At 69.5% G+C, this 14,179-nt stretch carries 17 protein-coding genes and 1 pseudogene; 6 read left to right on the plus strand and 12 right to left on the minus strand.

The window, feature by feature from the left end:
• The first annotated feature begins 163 nt into the window (after positions 1-163).
• The 3 genes and pseudogenes from AC3WRV_RS06235 to AC3WRV_RS06245 form a co-directional block, all read left to right on the plus strand.
• A complete protein-coding gene (locus AC3WRV_RS06235) occupies positions 164-364 on the plus strand; it encodes a DUF2093 domain-containing protein (RefSeq protein WP_492312544.1) in 201 nt (66 codons plus the stop codon).
• A complete protein-coding gene (locus tag AC3WRV_RS06240) occupies positions 364-1,194 on the plus strand; it encodes a M23 family metallopeptidase (protein WP_492312545.1) in 831 nt (276 codons plus the stop codon). Before AC3WRV_RS06235 ends, AC3WRV_RS06240 begins: the two co-directional genes overlap by 1 nt.
• A gap of 63 nt (positions 1,195-1,257) precedes the next feature.
• Positions 1,258-1,812: pseudogene (locus tag AC3WRV_RS06245) on the plus strand (response regulator); the annotation flags it as partial.
• A 119-nt stretch (positions 1,813-1,931) separates the two neighbouring features.
• Here the strand turns inward: AC3WRV_RS06245 and AC3WRV_RS06250 are convergent.
• Both AC3WRV_RS06250 and AC3WRV_RS06255 read right to left on the minus strand, forming a co-directional pair.
• Positions 1,932-2,840 (minus strand): lysophospholipid acyltransferase family protein, encoded by a 909-nt coding sequence (locus AC3WRV_RS06250; RefSeq protein WP_492312546.1) that lies wholly within the window; start codon positions 2,838-2,840, stop codon positions 1,932-1,934.
• Between the two features lie 10 nt (positions 2,841-2,850).
• Entirely contained in the window at positions 2,851-3,621 is a 771-nt protein-coding gene (locus AC3WRV_RS06255; RefSeq protein WP_492312547.1) for an SDR family NAD(P)-dependent oxidoreductase, read from the minus strand.
• Between the two features lie 109 nt (positions 3,622-3,730).
• Here AC3WRV_RS06255 and tipF point away from each other — a divergent pair, with 109 nt between their 5' ends.
• Entirely contained in the window at positions 3,731-4,999 is a 1,269-nt protein-coding gene (gene tipF / locus AC3WRV_RS06260) for a flagella assembly cyclic-di-GMP phosphodiesterase TipF (RefSeq protein ID WP_492312548.1), read from the plus strand.
• A 3-nt stretch (positions 5,000-5,002) separates the two neighbouring features.
• Here the strand turns inward: tipF and AC3WRV_RS06265 are convergent, their stop codons facing one another.
• From AC3WRV_RS06265 to AC3WRV_RS06285, 5 genes are read right to left on the minus strand one after another with little or no spacing between them, the layout of a single operon-like run.
• Complete coding sequence (locus AC3WRV_RS06265; protein ID WP_492312549.1) at positions 5,003-5,353, minus strand: glycine zipper 2TM domain-containing protein; 351 nt, start codon at positions 5,351-5,353, stop codon at positions 5,003-5,005.
• Between the two features lie 55 nt (positions 5,354-5,408).
• The gene (lpxK, locus tag AC3WRV_RS06270) at positions 5,409-6,413 is read right to left on the minus strand and encodes a tetraacyldisaccharide 4'-kinase (protein ID WP_492312550.1); all 1,005 of its coding nucleotides are present in this window, start codon (positions 6,411-6,413) and stop codon (positions 5,409-5,411) included.
• The gene (locus AC3WRV_RS06275; protein ID WP_492312551.1) at positions 6,410-7,699 is read right to left on the minus strand and encodes a 3-deoxy-D-manno-octulosonic acid transferase; all 1,290 of its coding nucleotides are present in this window, start codon (positions 7,697-7,699) and stop codon (positions 6,410-6,412) included. The genes lpxK and AC3WRV_RS06275 overlap by 4 nt, the downstream gene beginning before the upstream one ends.
• A gap of 1 nt (position 7,700) precedes the next feature.
• Positions 7,701-8,387 carry a lysophospholipid acyltransferase family protein gene (locus AC3WRV_RS06280; protein ID WP_291836130.1) on the minus strand — a complete coding sequence of 229 codons (687 nt, stop codon included), beginning with the start codon at positions 8,385-8,387 and terminating at the stop codon, positions 7,701-7,703.
• The gene (locus AC3WRV_RS06285) at positions 8,384-10,225 is read right to left on the minus strand and encodes an ABC transporter ATP-binding protein (protein ID WP_492312552.1); all 1,842 of its coding nucleotides are present in this window, start codon (positions 10,223-10,225) and stop codon (positions 8,384-8,386) included. The genes AC3WRV_RS06280 and AC3WRV_RS06285 overlap by 4 nt, the downstream gene beginning before the upstream one ends.
• A 116-nt stretch (positions 10,226-10,341) precedes the next feature.
• Here AC3WRV_RS06285 and AC3WRV_RS06290 point away from each other — a divergent pair, with 116 nt between their 5' ends.
• Together AC3WRV_RS06290 and AC3WRV_RS06295 are read left to right on the plus strand one after the other, a co-directional pair.
• Positions 10,342-10,512 (plus strand): hypothetical protein, encoded by a 171-nt coding sequence (locus AC3WRV_RS06290; RefSeq protein WP_492312553.1) that lies wholly within the window; start codon positions 10,342-10,344, stop codon positions 10,510-10,512.
• 43 nt (positions 10,513-10,555) lie between these two features.
• Complete coding sequence (locus tag AC3WRV_RS06295) at positions 10,556-11,221, plus strand: protein tyrosine phosphatase family protein (RefSeq protein WP_492312554.1); 666 nt, start codon at positions 10,556-10,558, stop codon at positions 11,219-11,221.
• A gap of 4 nt (positions 11,222-11,225) precedes the next feature.
• On the opposite strand, the gene AC3WRV_RS06300 is transcribed toward AC3WRV_RS06295, so the two are convergent.
• From AC3WRV_RS06300 to AC3WRV_RS06320, 5 genes are all read right to left on the minus strand, one after another.
• Positions 11,226-11,453 (minus strand): hypothetical protein, encoded by a 228-nt coding sequence (locus AC3WRV_RS06300; RefSeq protein ID WP_291836144.1) that lies wholly within the window; start codon positions 11,451-11,453, stop codon positions 11,226-11,228.
• The gene (locus AC3WRV_RS06305) at positions 11,450-11,617 is read right to left on the minus strand and encodes a hypothetical protein (RefSeq protein WP_291836146.1); all 168 of its coding nucleotides are present in this window, start codon (positions 11,615-11,617) and stop codon (positions 11,450-11,452) included. Before AC3WRV_RS06305 ends, AC3WRV_RS06300 begins: the two co-directional genes overlap by 4 nt.
• A gap of 82 nt (positions 11,618-11,699) precedes the next feature.
• Entirely contained in the window at positions 11,700-11,945 is a 246-nt protein-coding gene (locus tag AC3WRV_RS06310) for a DUF4170 domain-containing protein (RefSeq protein ID WP_492312555.1), read from the minus strand.
• Between the two features lie 75 nt (positions 11,946-12,020).
• Entirely contained in the window at positions 12,021-12,818 is a 798-nt protein-coding gene (locus tag AC3WRV_RS06315; protein WP_291836152.1) for a 3'(2'),5'-bisphosphate nucleotidase CysQ, read from the minus strand.
• A complete protein-coding gene (locus AC3WRV_RS06320) occupies positions 12,815-14,167 on the minus strand; it encodes a TldD/PmbA family protein (protein ID WP_492312556.1) in 1,353 nt (450 codons plus the stop codon). Before AC3WRV_RS06320 ends, AC3WRV_RS06315 begins: the two co-directional genes overlap by 4 nt.
• Positions 14,168-14,179: the final 12 nt, after the last annotated feature.

A 14,179-nucleotide genomic window follows, 5' to 3' on the forward strand; every position in this document is an offset into this window, starting at 1 on the left:
CCTCAGGCGAATTTGTGCACAATGTGCACTCCATTTTTTCCGAGTGCACTTTTTCCGGCTGATCCGCGTCGGATGCGCCGGGAAGACGGGATTCGGCGTTTTTAGCCCGACAGGGTCGGCCAGGGCCTTGGCGCTTCCCGTTCGCTCAAGCTAGGCTGTCGTCATGGTCCAATCTCCCGGTGAACAGGCGACGCTCCACTACGGCGATGGCGAATTCGCCGTCCTGAAGCCTGGGCGTGTCGTCACCTGCGCCGTCTCCGGAAAGCCGATCCCGCTGGAAACCCTGCGGTACTGGTCGGCCCGGCTTGAGGAAGCCTACGCCGGCCCCGAGGAGGCCTTCCAGCGGCTGGGCCAGCAGCCCTGATGCTGGACCGGCGCGGCCTGCTCGCCGGCAGCGCGGCGCTTCTGGCCGCCGGCGCCGCCCGCGCGCAGACCACGGGCTCCGACCTCGACCTGACCGGCCGCTTCGTACAGGGCGGCCACACCATCGGCCGGACCTGGCCGCGGGCGCTGGTCTTCGTCGACGGCGAATCCCTGACCGCCGCCTCGGCCGACGGCTGGTTCATCGTCGGCTTCGACCGTGATGCGGCGGGCAGCGTCGAGATCGAGGCCCGGTCGGACGGCCGCTCGGCCCGCCGGGTGCTGTCCATCGCGGCGGGGACCTTCCCCTCCACGGCGGTCAACGGCCTGCCGCCGGCGACGGTGGAGCCCTCGGACCCGGCCCTGCTGGCCCGCATCCGGGACGAGGTTCTGCTCAAGACCGAGGGCTTCGCCAGCCGTACCGACGCGGACGGCTTCCATGACGGCTTCGTCTGGCCGCTGGAGAGCTTCCGCATCACCAGCCGCTGGGGCGCCCAGCGCGTGCTGAACGGCACGCCCGCCCGGCCCCATTTCGGCATCGACCTGGCCGCGCCGCAGGGCTCGGCCATTCGCGCGCCGGCGCCCGGCCGGGTGACCCTGGCCCAGCCGTCGCTGCATTTCGAGGGCGGGCTGGTCCTGATCGATCACGGTCAGGGCCTGATCACCGCCTATCTGCACCAGTCGCGGCTGGAGGTCCGGGAAGGGCAGGATCTGATGCGCGGCGATCTGATCGGGCGGGTCGGCATGACCGGGCGAGCGACCGGTCCCCACCTGTGCTGGCGCATGAAATGGCGCGATCGGAACCTCGATCCGTCGCTGCTGGTCAAATCCTGAGCAAGCTTAGCCGTTTACGCTAAAGTTGAAACAGCGTTCGCTGATAGACGCGGGCCGAATCCGGCCCTAGACGTCGCGAACGCCGACGGTTTGGCCGTCTCCACCAAGCTGTCCTGCATGTCTTCCCTCGCCGCCCTTCAGGTTCTTCTGGTTGACGATAACCAGCACATGAGGGCGATCACCTCCGCTGTTCTTCAGTCCGCCGGAATCCGCAAGCTGCGCGAGGCCGCCGACGGCGCCGCCGCGCTCGAAATCCTGCGCGACCATGCGGTTGATCTGGTCATCGTCGACTTCAACATGTTTCCGCTGGACGGGGTCGAGTTCACCCGCCTGGTGCGCAACAGTCCCGACAGCGCCAATCCCTATCTGCCGATCATCATGATGACCGGCCATTCCGAGAAGACGCGCGTCTACGAGGCGCGCGACGCCGGGGTGAACGAGTTCGTGGTCAAGCCGATCACCGCCAAGGCCATTCTGGACCGCATCCAGGCGGTGATCTTCCGCCCACGCCCGTTCGTGAAGACCGACGGCTATTTCGGGCCCGACCGCCGCCGGGTGCAGAGCGCCGACGACAAGGGGCCCAAGCGCCGCGCCACGGACCGGCCGCACGAGGTCTGAGGCGGTCTAGAACGAAATCGGTCGAGTTGGACGTAGTCCGGCTCGGCTCAGATTTCGCTCCAGTTTGATGCTGGACCATTTTTTGGATTCAGGTCGATCCGACCTGAAGCAAAAATGGTCTAGCGCTCGGCGGCCAGCGCGTCATAGACCTTCTGCGGCCAGCGCTTGTGGACCCAGAACCAGTCGACCGGATGCTCGCGCACCCGATCCTCGATGAAGGTGGTGATCGCCTGCACGCCGCGGACGATGTCGCCCGACCGGTTGCCGGTCTTCTCCAGTTCGATCGGTTCATGCGCCGTCACGCGGAAGCGCACGCCCGGCAGGCGCACCACCGACATCGGCTGGATGAAGGTTCCGAACCGCAGGGCCAGCCGGCTGGGCCCCGGCGCCGCGTTCACCGGCTGACCGAAGAAGGTCACCTCGGGGCCTTCCGAGAACTTCTGGTCGTTCATCAGCGCCACGGACTCGCCGCGCGCCATCCCGGCCAGCAGCTCGCGCGCGCCGTCGCCGCCCTTGGGCGCGAACAGGGTCACGCCGTAGCGGGCCCGCGCCTCGCGGATCTGCTTGTCGACATAGGGGTTGTTGGCCGCGCGATAGGTCACCTGGCAGGGCACGCCCGCCGCCACGATCACCGCCGCCATCACCTCGATATTGGCCATGTGGCCCGAGACCAGCACCGCCGGCCTGCCGCTGTCGCGAATGGCGTGCAGCCGCTCGATGCCGACGATCTCGATCCGTCCCGACGCCGGGGTCAGCTGATCCATCACCAGGGTCTCGGCGAAGGTGCGGCCGGTCTGTTCCCACTGGGCCGTCGCCAGGGCCTCGCGCTCGGCCCGCGGCATGTCCGGGAAGGCGATGCGCAGGTTGCGCATCACCGTCTTCTGGGTGCTGGTCATCGGCCCCAGGGCTTTCAGCAGCCAGCCGCCGACCGCGGAGGCCCGCGTCAGCCCCAGCAGTCGCATGAGGCCGATCAGGCCGGCGAAGGCCACGCCTTCCAGCCGCCAGGCCAGGTCCTGGCCGAAACTCACCTTGGGACCGTCACCAGGCAATCGTCAGCCCGCCGTCTACGACCAGGGTCTGGCCGGTCACATAGGCCGCCGCCTTGCTGCACAGATAGACGGCGGTGCCCGCGATCTCGTCCGGCTGTCCGATGCGCTTCATCGGATTGGGCTCGACGGTGACCTTCAGCACTTCCTCGTTCTCCCACAGGTAGCGGGCGAAGTCGGTCTGGATCAGGCCCGGCGCGATGCAGTTGACCCGCACGTTCGACGGGCCGAACTCGACCGCCAGGTTGCGCACCAGCTGCATGTCCGCCGCCTTGGACACGTTGTAGGCGCCGATCAGGGCGTTGCCGCGCAGGCCGCCGACCGACGAGATCACCAGAATGGCCCCGTCCTTTCGCTCCACCATCTGCGGCGCGACCATCTGGATGAGCCAGTGGTTGGCCAGGACGTTGTTGTGGAAGATCTTCTGGAACTGGTCGTCCGTGATTCCGCCCATCGGCCCGGCGTAGGGATTGGACGCCGCGTTGCAGACCAGGATGTCGATCTTGCCGAAGGCGGCGATGGTCTCGTCGACCAGCCGCTGCAGTTCTTCCTTCGAGGCGATGTTGGCCGGGACGGCGATGGCCGTGCCCTCGCCGTGCTTGGCGTTCAGCGCTTGAGCCACTTCGTCACAAGGGCCGGCCTTGCGCGACGAGATCACGACCTTGGCGCCGTGCTCGGCCATCCGCTCGGCGATCGCCTTGCCGATGCCCTTTGAGGAGCCGGTGATCACCGCGACCTTGCCGGTCAGGTCGAACAATTCCATCGTTAACCTCGAAAGCGTGGGGAGAATCCGTGTTCGGACCCTATGCGTATTGCCGTGATACCCCGATACTCGGGCGATTCCATCCGGGAAGGCGGAAACTCCGTACCCCATGCGCGCCATAACCAACGGCTTTCTGTTCTTCGGCTACCTGTTCCTGGCGATGACCGTCGGCGCCTTCCTGTGGCGCGCGGGTCTCGGCGGCGGCGCAGGCGTGGCCGCCGGCTTCGGCACCGCGGGCCTGCTGATGGCGATCCACGTCCTGGTCGTCGGACGAACTCAGCGCGCCGCCCTGAAGAAGGAAATCGACCAGGTCCGCGAGGCCCACCGCCTGCTGGCCGACGCGATGGAGTCCACCCAGGGCGCTCTGACCGAACTGGCCCAGGCCATCGAGGCCGGAGCCCTGACCTCGACCGAGCAGCTGTCGGGCGAAGTCCGCATGCTGGAGACCCTGATCCAGCAGATGAGCGTCTCCATCGAGGAGCGGGTCCAGCAACCGGTCCCCGCCAGCCCGTTCGAGGCGCGTCACCGCCAGCAGTCCAACGTCCTGCTGCAGACCATCCACGAGGCCCTGGCCGAGAACCGGGTCGACCTCTACCTGCAGCCGGTGGTCTCCCTGCCGCAGCGCCGGACCATCTTCTACGAAAGCTTCACCCGCCTGCGCGCCGCCGACGACCGGGTGATGATGCCGGCCGAGTATCTGTCCGTCGCCGAGGGCGAGGGGCTGGTGCCCGCCATCGACAACCTGCTGCTGTTCCGCTGCGCCCAGATCGTGCGCCGCCTGGCCCGTCAGGACCGCAAGGTCGGCGTCTTCTGCAATGTGGCCCTGTCCTCGCTGGGCGACGAGACCTTCTTCCCGCAGTTCCTCGACTTCCTGAGCGAGAACCGCGACCTGAACCAGGCCCTGATCTTCGAGCTGGGCCAGGCCGTGTTCGACGCCCGCGGCGCCGTCGAGGCCCGGAACATGGCCAAGTTGGCCGACCTCGGCTTCCGCTTCTCGATCGACAAGGTCCAGACGCTGGACCTCGACTTCGCCGACCTGCAGCGTTCGGACGTGAAGTTCCTCAAGGTCGCCGCCGACCTGCTGATCGAACAGCTTCTGGATCTCGACAACGGACCGGCCCTGCCGTCCCTGCGCGACATTCAGGCCGCCGACTTCGCGGGCCTGACCCGGCGCTACGGCATCGAGGTCATCGCCGAGAAGTGCGAGAGCGAGCGCCAGATCGTCGACATCCTCGAACTGGACGTTTCCATGGGCCAGGGCCACCTGTTCGGCGAGCCTCGCGCCATCAAGGAAGCCGTGCTGGCCGAGACCGATCCGCCCGCCGAGTTCCTGCGCTCCACCCTGCGCAGCGCCGAGCAGCGCCGCCGGTTCGGCTAGGATTCAATAGCGCGGATAGGGGCGGTGGTTGTCCCGCCAGTAGACCCGCTCGGTCCCATAGCGACGGTCCCGGTTGTAGCCGCCGAAGCCATAGCCGCAGGGATCGTCCTCCGCCGACAACTGGTTGCCCAGCAGGCCGCCCGCCAGCGCGCCGATGGCCGCGCCACGCTCGGGATTCTCCTTGTCTATCGCCGCCCCTGCCAGGGCTCCCAGGGCCGCGCCGCTGGCCCTCGCATAGTCCCGGTTCCGGGCGTAGTCGCGCTCGCAGGCCGAGGCGTAGCCGTCGGTGGTGGCGCAGCCCGCGGCGGCGGCCCCCAGGGTGGTCAGGGCGGCGAGGATCATCAGGCGGCGCATGCGGCTCTCCCTCCGTAATCCCGTGTCGAACACACGGGCGTCGGGACTGTTCCGCTCAGCCCTCGCCGCGCAGCAGGTGGAGGAACCCCGCTTCGTCCTCGAACGCAGCCTTCACCGGCCAAGAGGTCACCCGCGTCCGCCATTCAGGGGGCAGACGGGACCAGTCCTTCTCGGTGGTCACCAGGGTCGCGCCGAACTGTTCCGCGCGGTCGGCGAGGAAGCGGAGATCCTCGGTCTTGAAGGCGGCGTGGTCGGGGAAGGGGGCGAAGTCGGCCAGATCGGCGCCGGCGGCCTTCAGCGAGCGCTCGACCTTCCACGGCTTGGCGATGCCGGCGAAGCCGACCAGCGGTCCGGACGGCGGCGGACCGGCGGGCTGCAGCCGGGCGATGAAGACGGGCAGGGCGCCGAAGGTCTCCAGCAGTTCCGGATCGGGCTCGGCCAGATCGGACGGCATCAGGACGATCACGGCGTCGGCGCGGGCCAGACCGGCCTTCAGCGGCTCGCGCATCGGACCGGAGGGGAAGACCGAGCCGTCGCCGAAGGGCCATTCGTCGTCGCGGGTCTCGCCGTCCACCACGATCAGGCTGAGGGTCTTCTTCAAGGCCGGGTTCTGGTGTCCGTCATCCAACACGAGAGCCTTTGCGCCCGCGGCGGCGGCCGCCTTGGCGCCGGCCACGCGGTCGCGGGCGATCCAGGCGGGGCTGGCCAGCGCGAGCATCAGCGGCTCATCGCCCACTTCGGCGGCGGTGTGGAGGTCCAGGTCGACCCGGATCGGGCCTTCCAGCTTTCCACCGTAGCCGCGCGACAGGGCGTGGGCCTCGACGCCGGACAGCCGCAGCAGCCGCAGGACCTCGCGGGCGACCGGCGTCTTGCCCGATCCGCCCACGGTCAGATTGCCGACGGAGATGACCGGCACGCCCGCATCGACCGGCGTGGCGCGGGCGATGCGGTTGGCCGTCACTCCGGCCCAAATCCACGACAGCGGCTTGAGCAGCATCCGCGTCATGGCCGCATGCTTGCGGTCGCGCAGATACCACCATTTCGGCGTGCTCAGGCTCATCGCCGGCTCCGCTTCGGCGGCAGCAGGGGATGCATCGCCTCGATCAGCCGTTCCAGCCCGGACCCGGCCTCGGCGGCGGCGCGACGGCCGCGGTCGCCCATGGCCCGGGCGGCCTTTTCGTCGGCCAGCAGGGGCGTGAGCGCGGCGGGCAGGTCCCAGGGCGCGGCCACGATCTGCAGGCCGCCGGCCTCGACCAGCGCCTCGGTGATGGCGGCCCAGTTGGTCATGTCCGGGCCGGTGACGGCCGGCTTGCCCAGCCGCGCGGGCTCCAGCGGGTTGTGGCCGCCGACGGGGGGCTTCTCGAGCGCCGCCGAGAAGCTGCCGCCCATGACGACCACGTCGGCCAGCCGCAGGAACAGGCCCATCTCGCCCAGGGTGTCGGCGACATACAGGTCGGTGTCGTTGTCCGGCTGACGTCCCTGCGAGCGCAGGGCGAAGCGGTAGCCGTCGCGGGTCAGGGCGGCGGCGATGGCGGCGCTGCGCTCCGGATGGCGCGGGATCAGGATCAGGCACAGCCGGTCGGCCAGCTTGTCCAGGGCGCGGACGATGGCGATCTCCTCGCCGTCGTGGGTGCTGGCGGCCACGACCACGGGCCGGTCCCCGATGGCGGCGCTCAGCTTGGTGAAGGCCGCGCCGTCATGCGGCGGGGCCTCGCCCGCCAGCTTGAGGTTCACATGGCCGTCGATACGGGCGCCCAGGCTCTCCAGCCGGTCGGCGGAAACGCCGTCCTGCGGCAGGATCACGTCGAAGGCCGACAGGATCTCGCGCGCCGCCGCGGGGAAGCGCCGCCAGCCGGCGACCGTCTTCTCGGTGATCCGGGCGCTGGCCAGCACCAGCTTCACGCCCCGGCGGCGGGATTCGAGGATCAGGTTCGGCCAAAGCTCGCTTTCGACGAAGACGCCGACCACGGGTTTCCAGTGGGTCAGGAAGGCGTCGACCGCGCCCGGCGCGTCGACGGGGGCGAACTGGTGGATCACGCCTTCGGGCAGACGGTGCGCCAGCAGGGCGGCCGAGGTCAGGGTGCCGGAGGTGACGAGCAGGTTCAGGTCCGGGCGCGTGGCGCGCAGCTTGGCGACCACGGGCAGCAGGGACAGGGTCTCGCCGACACTGACGCCGTGCAGCCAGACCACCTCGCCGTCGGGACGGGGGACCCGGGTCAGGCCCAGGCGTTCATCGACGCGGACGGGGTCCTCCTTGCCCTTCTTCGCCCGACCGTCGAGCAGGCGGGGGGCCAGCGGCTCCAGCATCCGGGTCAGGAGCCGGTAGAGGATCAGGGCGGGGCTCACGTCAGACCCGCTTCAGGCCGGTGATGGCGTCGGCCTCGGCCTCGACGGCGTCCAGGCGCTCGGCCCAGGCGAAGGCGACATCGGCCACGTCGGCGCCTTCCGGATAGTCGGCCACGTCCCAGACGATGGCCCCCTTGCCGAAGGGCAGCGGCAGGACGGCCTTGTCCCAGCTGTTCAGACGGATGGCCGGATTGCAGGAGATGCCGATGAGCAGGGTCGGCGCCCCCGACAGCTTGGCCAGCAGGGGCAGGCCCTCGGCCATCTGCCGGGCCGGGCCGCGCGGACCGTCGGGGGTGACCGCCAAGGCGCCGACCTTCAGCTGGCGCAGGCCGTCACGCAGGGCCTGGGTGCCGCCCTTGGCGCGGTCCGCCTTGTCCTTGTTGGCGGACGAGCCGCGCACGGCGGGGATGCCCAGAAGCGCCATCGCCCGGGCGATGAACTGGCCGTCGGGCGACAGGGAAACCAGGCCCTTGACCGGTTGAGCGCGGTCCAGGGGCCAGCTGGCGGGGCTCAGGCTGATGCGCGAATGCCAGAAGGCGCACAGCACGCCGCCGCCCTGTTTCCATATGGCCTCGGCCACGCCTTCGTTCTGGTGCGTCCAGCGGATGGTGGCGAAGCAGAACCGCATCCACCACGCCAGGGCCCAGGCGAAGAACGCCTGGACGACCGGGTTGCGCAGCGGCCTCATGAAACGCTCGCCACGGAGACCGGATCGCTGTCCAGAGACTGCTGCCGCGCCAGGCGGGCGTACAGGCCGCCCTTCTTCACCAGCGCCGCGTGGCTGCCGGTCTCGACCACCTTGCCGGCGTCGATGACATAGATGCGGTCGGCGTTGCGGACGGTCGACAGGCGGTGGGCGATCATCAGGGTGGCGCGGCCCTCCATCAGCCGCTCCAGCGCGACCTGCACCAGGGCCTCGCTCTCCGTGTCCAGCGCCGAGGTGGCCTCGTCCAGCAGCAGGATCGGCGCGTCCTTCAGGAAGGCGCGGGCGATGGCGATCCGCTGGCGTTGGCCGCCGGACAGGCGCAGGCCCGCCTCGCCGGCCCGGGTCAGATAACCCTCGGGCAGGGCGGTGATGAAGTCATGGGCGGCGGCCGAGGCGGCGGCGGCCTCGATCTCGTCCTGCGAGGCCCCGGGGCGGCCATAGGCGATGTTGGCGGCGATGGTGTCGTCAAACAGGAAGGGTTCCTGCGTGACCAGGGCGATATGGGTGCGCAGGTCGTGCAGTTTGAGCTCGCGGATGTCGCGGCCGTTGATGGTCACGGCGCCCGATGTGACGTCGTAGAAGCGGGGCAGCAGCGACAGGATCGTCGACTTGCCGCCACCGGACGGGCCGACCAGGGCCACGGTCTCGCCGGGCTTCACCGACAGAGAGACGTCCGACAGGGTCGGTGCGCCGCCGTCGGCCGCGGGGGCGTAGGCGAAGCTGACGTGGTCAAAGGCGACGGTGACCGGGCCGGTCTCCAGCGGCGCGGCGTCGGGCGCCTCACGGATCTCGGGTTCGATGTCGAGCGAGGCGAACAGGCGACGGGCGGCGGTCAGGCCCTCGGCCATGACGGTCTGCAGGTTGGTGACCTGGCGCAGCGACTGGCCGGCGGACATCAGCAGGCCGATGTAGGCGGCGAACGCGCCGACCGTCATCTGGCCCTGACGCGCCTGCCAGCCGGCGTAGGCCATGACGGCGGCGACGATGACCATGGCGACGAGGTTGGAGAAGGGACCGGCGAAGGCGCGGCTGTCGGCGGACTTGATGACATGGCGCTGGCGGCGGGCGACGACCTCGCCCACCCGGGCCTCCTCGGCGGCCTCGCGGTTCTCGATCTTGATGAGGCGAACGCCGTCCAGGTTCTCCATCAGGGCGGTGGAGAGGTTGGACGTCTCGACCATGGCGCCGGTCGTGGCCTTGCGCACCCGCTTGCCGAAACGGCGAATGACAAGGGCGATGACCGGCGCGCCCAGCAGGACGATCAGGGTCAGCCGCCAGTCGGTCCAGGCCATGTAGCCGATCACCGCGATCAGGGTCAGGGCGTGCTGGGTGTAGTTGACCACGCCGTTGGTGAAGGCCTCGCGCACCATGTTGGCGTCGAACAGCACCGAGGACACGAAACCGCCGGAGTGCTGGCTGCGCAGGCGGGCCAGGTCGGCGCGGATCATGGCGCCGAACAGGCGCACCTGGATGTCGCCGACGATGCCGTGACCCAGCCGGTTGACCAGAGCCGCCTGGCCCAGGGCCGCGATGGTCCAGATGACGCCCGCGCCGATGATGATCAGCGGAATGCTGACCAGAGCCTGTTCGGGCGGGATGGTGAAGACGCGCCAGATGGTGACCGGCTTGCCCAGGAACAGTCCGTCGACGGCGGGCTGCAGCAGTTGCAGGACGGTGGCGGCCATGACGCCGACGACGGCCGCGCAGAGGATGGACAGGAACAGCGGCGTCCGGTGGTGCGAGAGGTAGTCGCGCCAGATGCGCGCCAGCAGCGGGCGCAGCGGCTCTTTCTCGTCGGTCGCGGGGGCAGGCGTCGTCATCGGTCCGAGGTCGGACGACGGGGGGAGGAAGTCAAGCGGGGATGGCGTGATCGCGCTCCCACTTGAAGTGTCGACGATCCACTGGTTCCAATAGCCTGCGAAACGGGAGGGGCGGGATGGCCAGGAAGCGCATCGTGCGGGGCGTCGGAAAGGTCGCCGGCTACCTGATCGCGGGGTTAGTCGTCGGCTTCCTCATTTTTTGGGCGTTCGCCTACTATGCCGCGCCCGTGACGGCGCCGCTACGCTATGATGCACCGTCGCCGGAAAACGTAATCCCGGCGCCCTAGCCTTTGGGATGACGCGGCCCCCGCGACCCTCTATCTCCCCCTGATGTCCCGCTACGACCTCTCCTCCGCCGCCGGCCGCTTCAGGGCGAAGTGGGACTATGTCTGGAAGGACCACGCCTTCCTGAGGCGGTGGTTCATGAACGCCCACTGGCTGGGGCCGGATCTGGTGCGGACAAACCAGCCGTCGCCGCGTCAGCTGGCCTGGTGGAAGTCGCAGGGGATCAAGACGGTCATCAACCTGCGCGGGGCGCGGGACGAAGCCTATTACGCGCTGGAGAAGGACGCCTGCGAGCGGCTGGGCCTGACCCTGATCGACGCGCCGCTGGACAGCCGGGATCCGCCGCAGCCCGACCGCATCCGCCGGGCGAAGGGGCTGTTCGAGACGATCGAATATCCGGTGCTGATCCACTGCAAGTCGGGGGCGGACCGGGCCGGGATGATGGCGGTCTTCTATCGCCACTTCCATCTGGGCGAACCCATCTCGGAAGCGATCAAGCAGCTCGACAAGAAATACCTGCACCACCGCGAGGGGCTGACCGGGGTGCTGGACTACACGCTGGAGAAATACCTCAAGGAGGTCGAGCCCACGGGCGTCAGCTTCCTGGAGTGGATCGACAGCCCGGCCTATGATCCGAAGGCGATCCGGTCCGAGTTCAAGGGCCAGTGGTGGGGCACCCTGCTGACCGAGAAGCTGCTGCGGCGGGAGTAGGGCCTCAGCTCCAGGGGCCGCGCGGTCCTTGGGGGGACGGCGGAGGGCTTTCGCCGCGCTCCGAAGCCAGTTCGGCGTCGCGCCGCGCCTTGCGGTCGGCTTCCCAGTTCCTGAACCACCGCGTCCACCGCATCTCGCCGCGCAGGGACATGGTCCACAGCACCAACGCCATGAGCATGAAGACCAGGGCGCTGATTTCCTCAGCGCCGAGAGTGCGACCGAACAGGGTCATGGGTGTTTGGTATCATCCGGCGACGCGGGCGTCACCGGGTCGTTCCAGGCGGTGTCGGACTCTCGCGGGGCGTTGCTGTTGGCATCCGGCTTGCGACGCGTGACCCACACGACGATGCCGACGGCGATGGCGCCGAGCACCAGCACGATCAGAAGAGTGTTCACGGGCGATCCTCCGTCAACGTGACTGTCACGGACAGAGCGTTCGAGCGACGGCCCCGGTTCCCGTCAGGGCCCAGGCGCGCGGTCAGTGCTCGTGGGCGTCGCCGCGCGGATCGATCATCCGGTGGGCGTGCAGGATGAAGTAGCGCATGTGGGCGTTGTCGACCGTGGCTTGGGCCTTGGCCTTCCAGGCCTTGCGGGCTTCCTCGTAGTTCGGGAAGGCGCCGACGAATTCGACCTTGGACAGGTCGCGGAACACCGGGGCGTCCAGATGGCGCAGCTCGCCGCCGATGACGATGTGCAGCAGCTGGTTTTCGGTTTCGGCGGTCATGTTCGTATCCCGGAGGAGGGCGTCTGTGGGGTTCACCGTCCCATTTGCAGGTTGAAATGACCTGAAAGAGGCGGATCAGCGCGGCGCGAGCGGAATAGGCGCTGTCCGCCGCACGATCAACGGGTGAAGGGCCGGGGCGGAGCAGATCAGGCTGGTTTGTCGCGGATCGGGCTGGTTGAAGCGCCACAGGCCGCCGTGATGGTCGCTGACTTTCGCCCCGGCTTCTTCCGCGATCAGGGCGCCGGCGCAGACGTCCCAGTCCCATTTGGGCGTCAGGGCGATGGCCGCGTCAAACGCGCCCGCGGCGACCAGCGCCATGCGATAGGCCAGGGCGTTGCGCTTCTCGTAGCGCATGGCGGGCCAGGGCTCCGGCCAGTGCGGTCCCTCCATCAGCCGGGCGTCGGCCAGCACCGAGGCGTCGTCCAGGTCGGTGGTGTCCGAGGCCGTGATCGTCCGCCCGTTCAGGGACGCGCCGCCGCCCAGGGTGGCGACGAAGGTCTCGTTCAGCATGGGGGCGTGAATGACCGCGGCGACCGGTCGGCCGTCCTCGACCACGGCGATGGGAATGCACCACCACGGCTTGTCCTTCATATAGGCCACGGTGCCGTCGATCGGATCGACCACGAAGATGCGCCGCTTCGACAGTCGCTCGGCGCTGTCGGCGGTCTCCTCGGACAGCCAGCCGTAGTCCGGACGGGCCGACAGCAGGCGGGCGCGCAGCAACTGGTCGACGGCCAGATCGGCCGAGGTGACGGGCGAACCGCCGGACTTGGACCAGATCTTCAGCCCCCGCTCGCGCTCGGACAGGGCCAGCTCGCCGGCGGCGAGGGCCGCGTCGCGGATCAGCTCGAGATCGGTGGCGAAATCCGTCATTTGCCCGCGATGGCGACGCCGTCGAACAGTAGGGACGGACTGTTGAAGCTGCTGCGGAACTCCAGGTCGGAGCCGGGGACCAGGCGCGCCCACAGGTCCTTCAGATTGCCCGCGACGGTGACTTCGCTGACCGGATAGGCGCGTCGTCCGTTCTCGAACCAGAAGCCCGACACCCCGGCGGACCAGTCGCCGGTGTTGCCGTTCAGCGAGGGGCCGAACATCGAGGTGATCAGCAGGCCGGTCCCCGCCTGGCCCATCAGGCCGTCCAGGTCCTGCTCGCCCGGCTCCAGATGCAGGTTGTGGGTCGAGACGCCGGGCGGACCGGCGAGGCCGCGCGAGGCGTGGCCGGTCGAGGCCAGGCCCAGCTGGGCCGCCGCGCTGCTGTTCAGCAGCCAGGTGGTCAGGACGCCGTCGTCGATGATGGATTGCCGGCTTACGGCCACGCCCTCGTCGTCGAACGGGGTCGAGCCGAGGCCGCGCGGGCGGAAGGGATCGTCGATCAGGCGCACGCCCTCGGGCAGGATCCGTTGGCCGAGCCGGTCCTTCAGGAAGGAGGTGCCGCGCGCGATGGAGGCGCCGGAAATGGCGCCCAGCAGGGGCGACAGCACCTGGGTCGCCACGCGGTTCTCGAAGATCACCGGGGCGGTGGTCGAGGCGATCTTGCGCGGACCGGTGCGTTCGACGGCCCGCTTGCCCGCATAGGCGCCGATGGAGTCGGCCGAGGGCAGGTCGGACAGGTGGCGGACGGCGCGGTGCTCTCCGCCCCGCTCCATGGCCCCGTCCTTCTCGGCGATGACGCCGACGCCCAGCGAGAAGGCCGAGCCCTGATAGGCGCCGTCGAAGCCGTGCGAGGTGACCAGACGCCAGCGGCTGGACGAGGCGGCGGCGTGACCGCCCTCCGAACGGGCGACGCCCTCGACCGCCAGCGCGGCGGCCTCGGCTTCGGCGGCGGCGGCTTCCAGATCGGCGGCGCTGCGCTCGGTCGGGTCGTAGAGGTCCAGATCGGGGAAGGGGCCCTTGGCGAGGCAATCCTGCGGGGCCAGTCCGGCGTAGGGGTCTTCCGGCGCGAGGCGCGCCATGGCGACGGCGCGCTCAACCAACCGGGCGCGGGTCTTGTCCGACAGGTCCGAGGCCGAGACGGTCGCCTGACGCCTGCCGATGAAGACCCGCAGGCCGAGGTCGCGGCTCTCCTCGCGCTCCACATCCTCCAGCGCGCCGTTGCGCACGCCGATGGACAGGGAGGCGCGCTCCGAGGACACCGCCTCGGCGGCGTCCGCCCCGGCCTTCAGGGCGGCGGCGACGAGGTCGGGCAGGATGTCGGAGGCGGCGGCGTCACGCGGGGAGGTCATGCCCCGATATGG

Source organism: Brevundimonas sp. EU05-FHT14B11 (assembly GCF_058790835.1).

What these genes read in the sequence shown, in the direction of transcription:
- AC3WRV_RS06235 (WP_492312544.1), top strand. Translation starts at nt 164, where the DNA reads ATGGTCCAATCTCCCGGTGAACAGGCGACGCTCCACTACGGCGATGGC.
- AC3WRV_RS06240 (WP_492312545.1), top strand. Translation starts at nt 364, where the DNA reads ATGCTGGACCGGCGCGGCCTGCTCGCCGGCAGCGCGGCGCTTCTGGCC.
- AC3WRV_RS06255 (WP_492312547.1), bottom strand. Translation starts at nt 3,621, where the DNA reads ATGGAATTGTTCGACCTGACCGGCAAGGTCGCGGTGATCACCGGCTCC.
- tipF (WP_492312548.1), top strand. Translation starts at nt 3,731, where the DNA reads ATGCGCGCCATAACCAACGGCTTTCTGTTCTTCGGCTACCTGTTCCTG.
- AC3WRV_RS06265 (WP_492312549.1), bottom strand. Translation starts at nt 5,353, where the DNA reads ATGCGCCGCCTGATGATCCTCGCCGCCCTGACCACCCTGGGGGCCGCC.
- lpxK (WP_492312550.1), bottom strand. Translation starts at nt 6,413, where the DNA reads ATGAGCCTGAGCACGCCGAAATGGTGGTATCTGCGCGACCGCAAGCAT.
- AC3WRV_RS06280 (WP_291836130.1), bottom strand. Translation starts at nt 8,387, where the DNA reads ATGAGGCCGCTGCGCAACCCGGTCGTCCAGGCGTTCTTCGCCTGGGCC.
- AC3WRV_RS06285 (WP_492312552.1), bottom strand. Translation starts at nt 10,225, where the DNA reads ATGACGACGCCTGCCCCCGCGACCGACGAGAAAGAGCCGCTGCGCCCG.
- AC3WRV_RS06290 (WP_492312553.1), top strand. Translation starts at nt 10,342, where the DNA reads ATGGCCAGGAAGCGCATCGTGCGGGGCGTCGGAAAGGTCGCCGGCTAC.
- AC3WRV_RS06295 (WP_492312554.1), top strand. Translation starts at nt 10,556, where the DNA reads ATGTCCCGCTACGACCTCTCCTCCGCCGCCGGCCGCTTCAGGGCGAAG.
- AC3WRV_RS06300 (WP_291836144.1), bottom strand. Translation starts at nt 11,453, where the DNA reads ATGACCCTGTTCGGTCGCACTCTCGGCGCTGAGGAAATCAGCGCCCTG.
- AC3WRV_RS06310 (WP_492312555.1), bottom strand. Translation starts at nt 11,945, where the DNA reads ATGACCGCCGAAACCGAAAACCAGCTGCTGCACATCGTCATCGGCGGC.
- AC3WRV_RS06315 (WP_291836152.1), bottom strand. Translation starts at nt 12,818, where the DNA reads ATGACGGATTTCGCCACCGATCTCGAGCTGATCCGCGACGCGGCCCTC.
- AC3WRV_RS06320 (WP_492312556.1), bottom strand. Translation starts at nt 14,167, where the DNA reads ATGACCTCCCCGCGTGACGCCGCCGCCTCCGACATCCTGCCCGACCTC.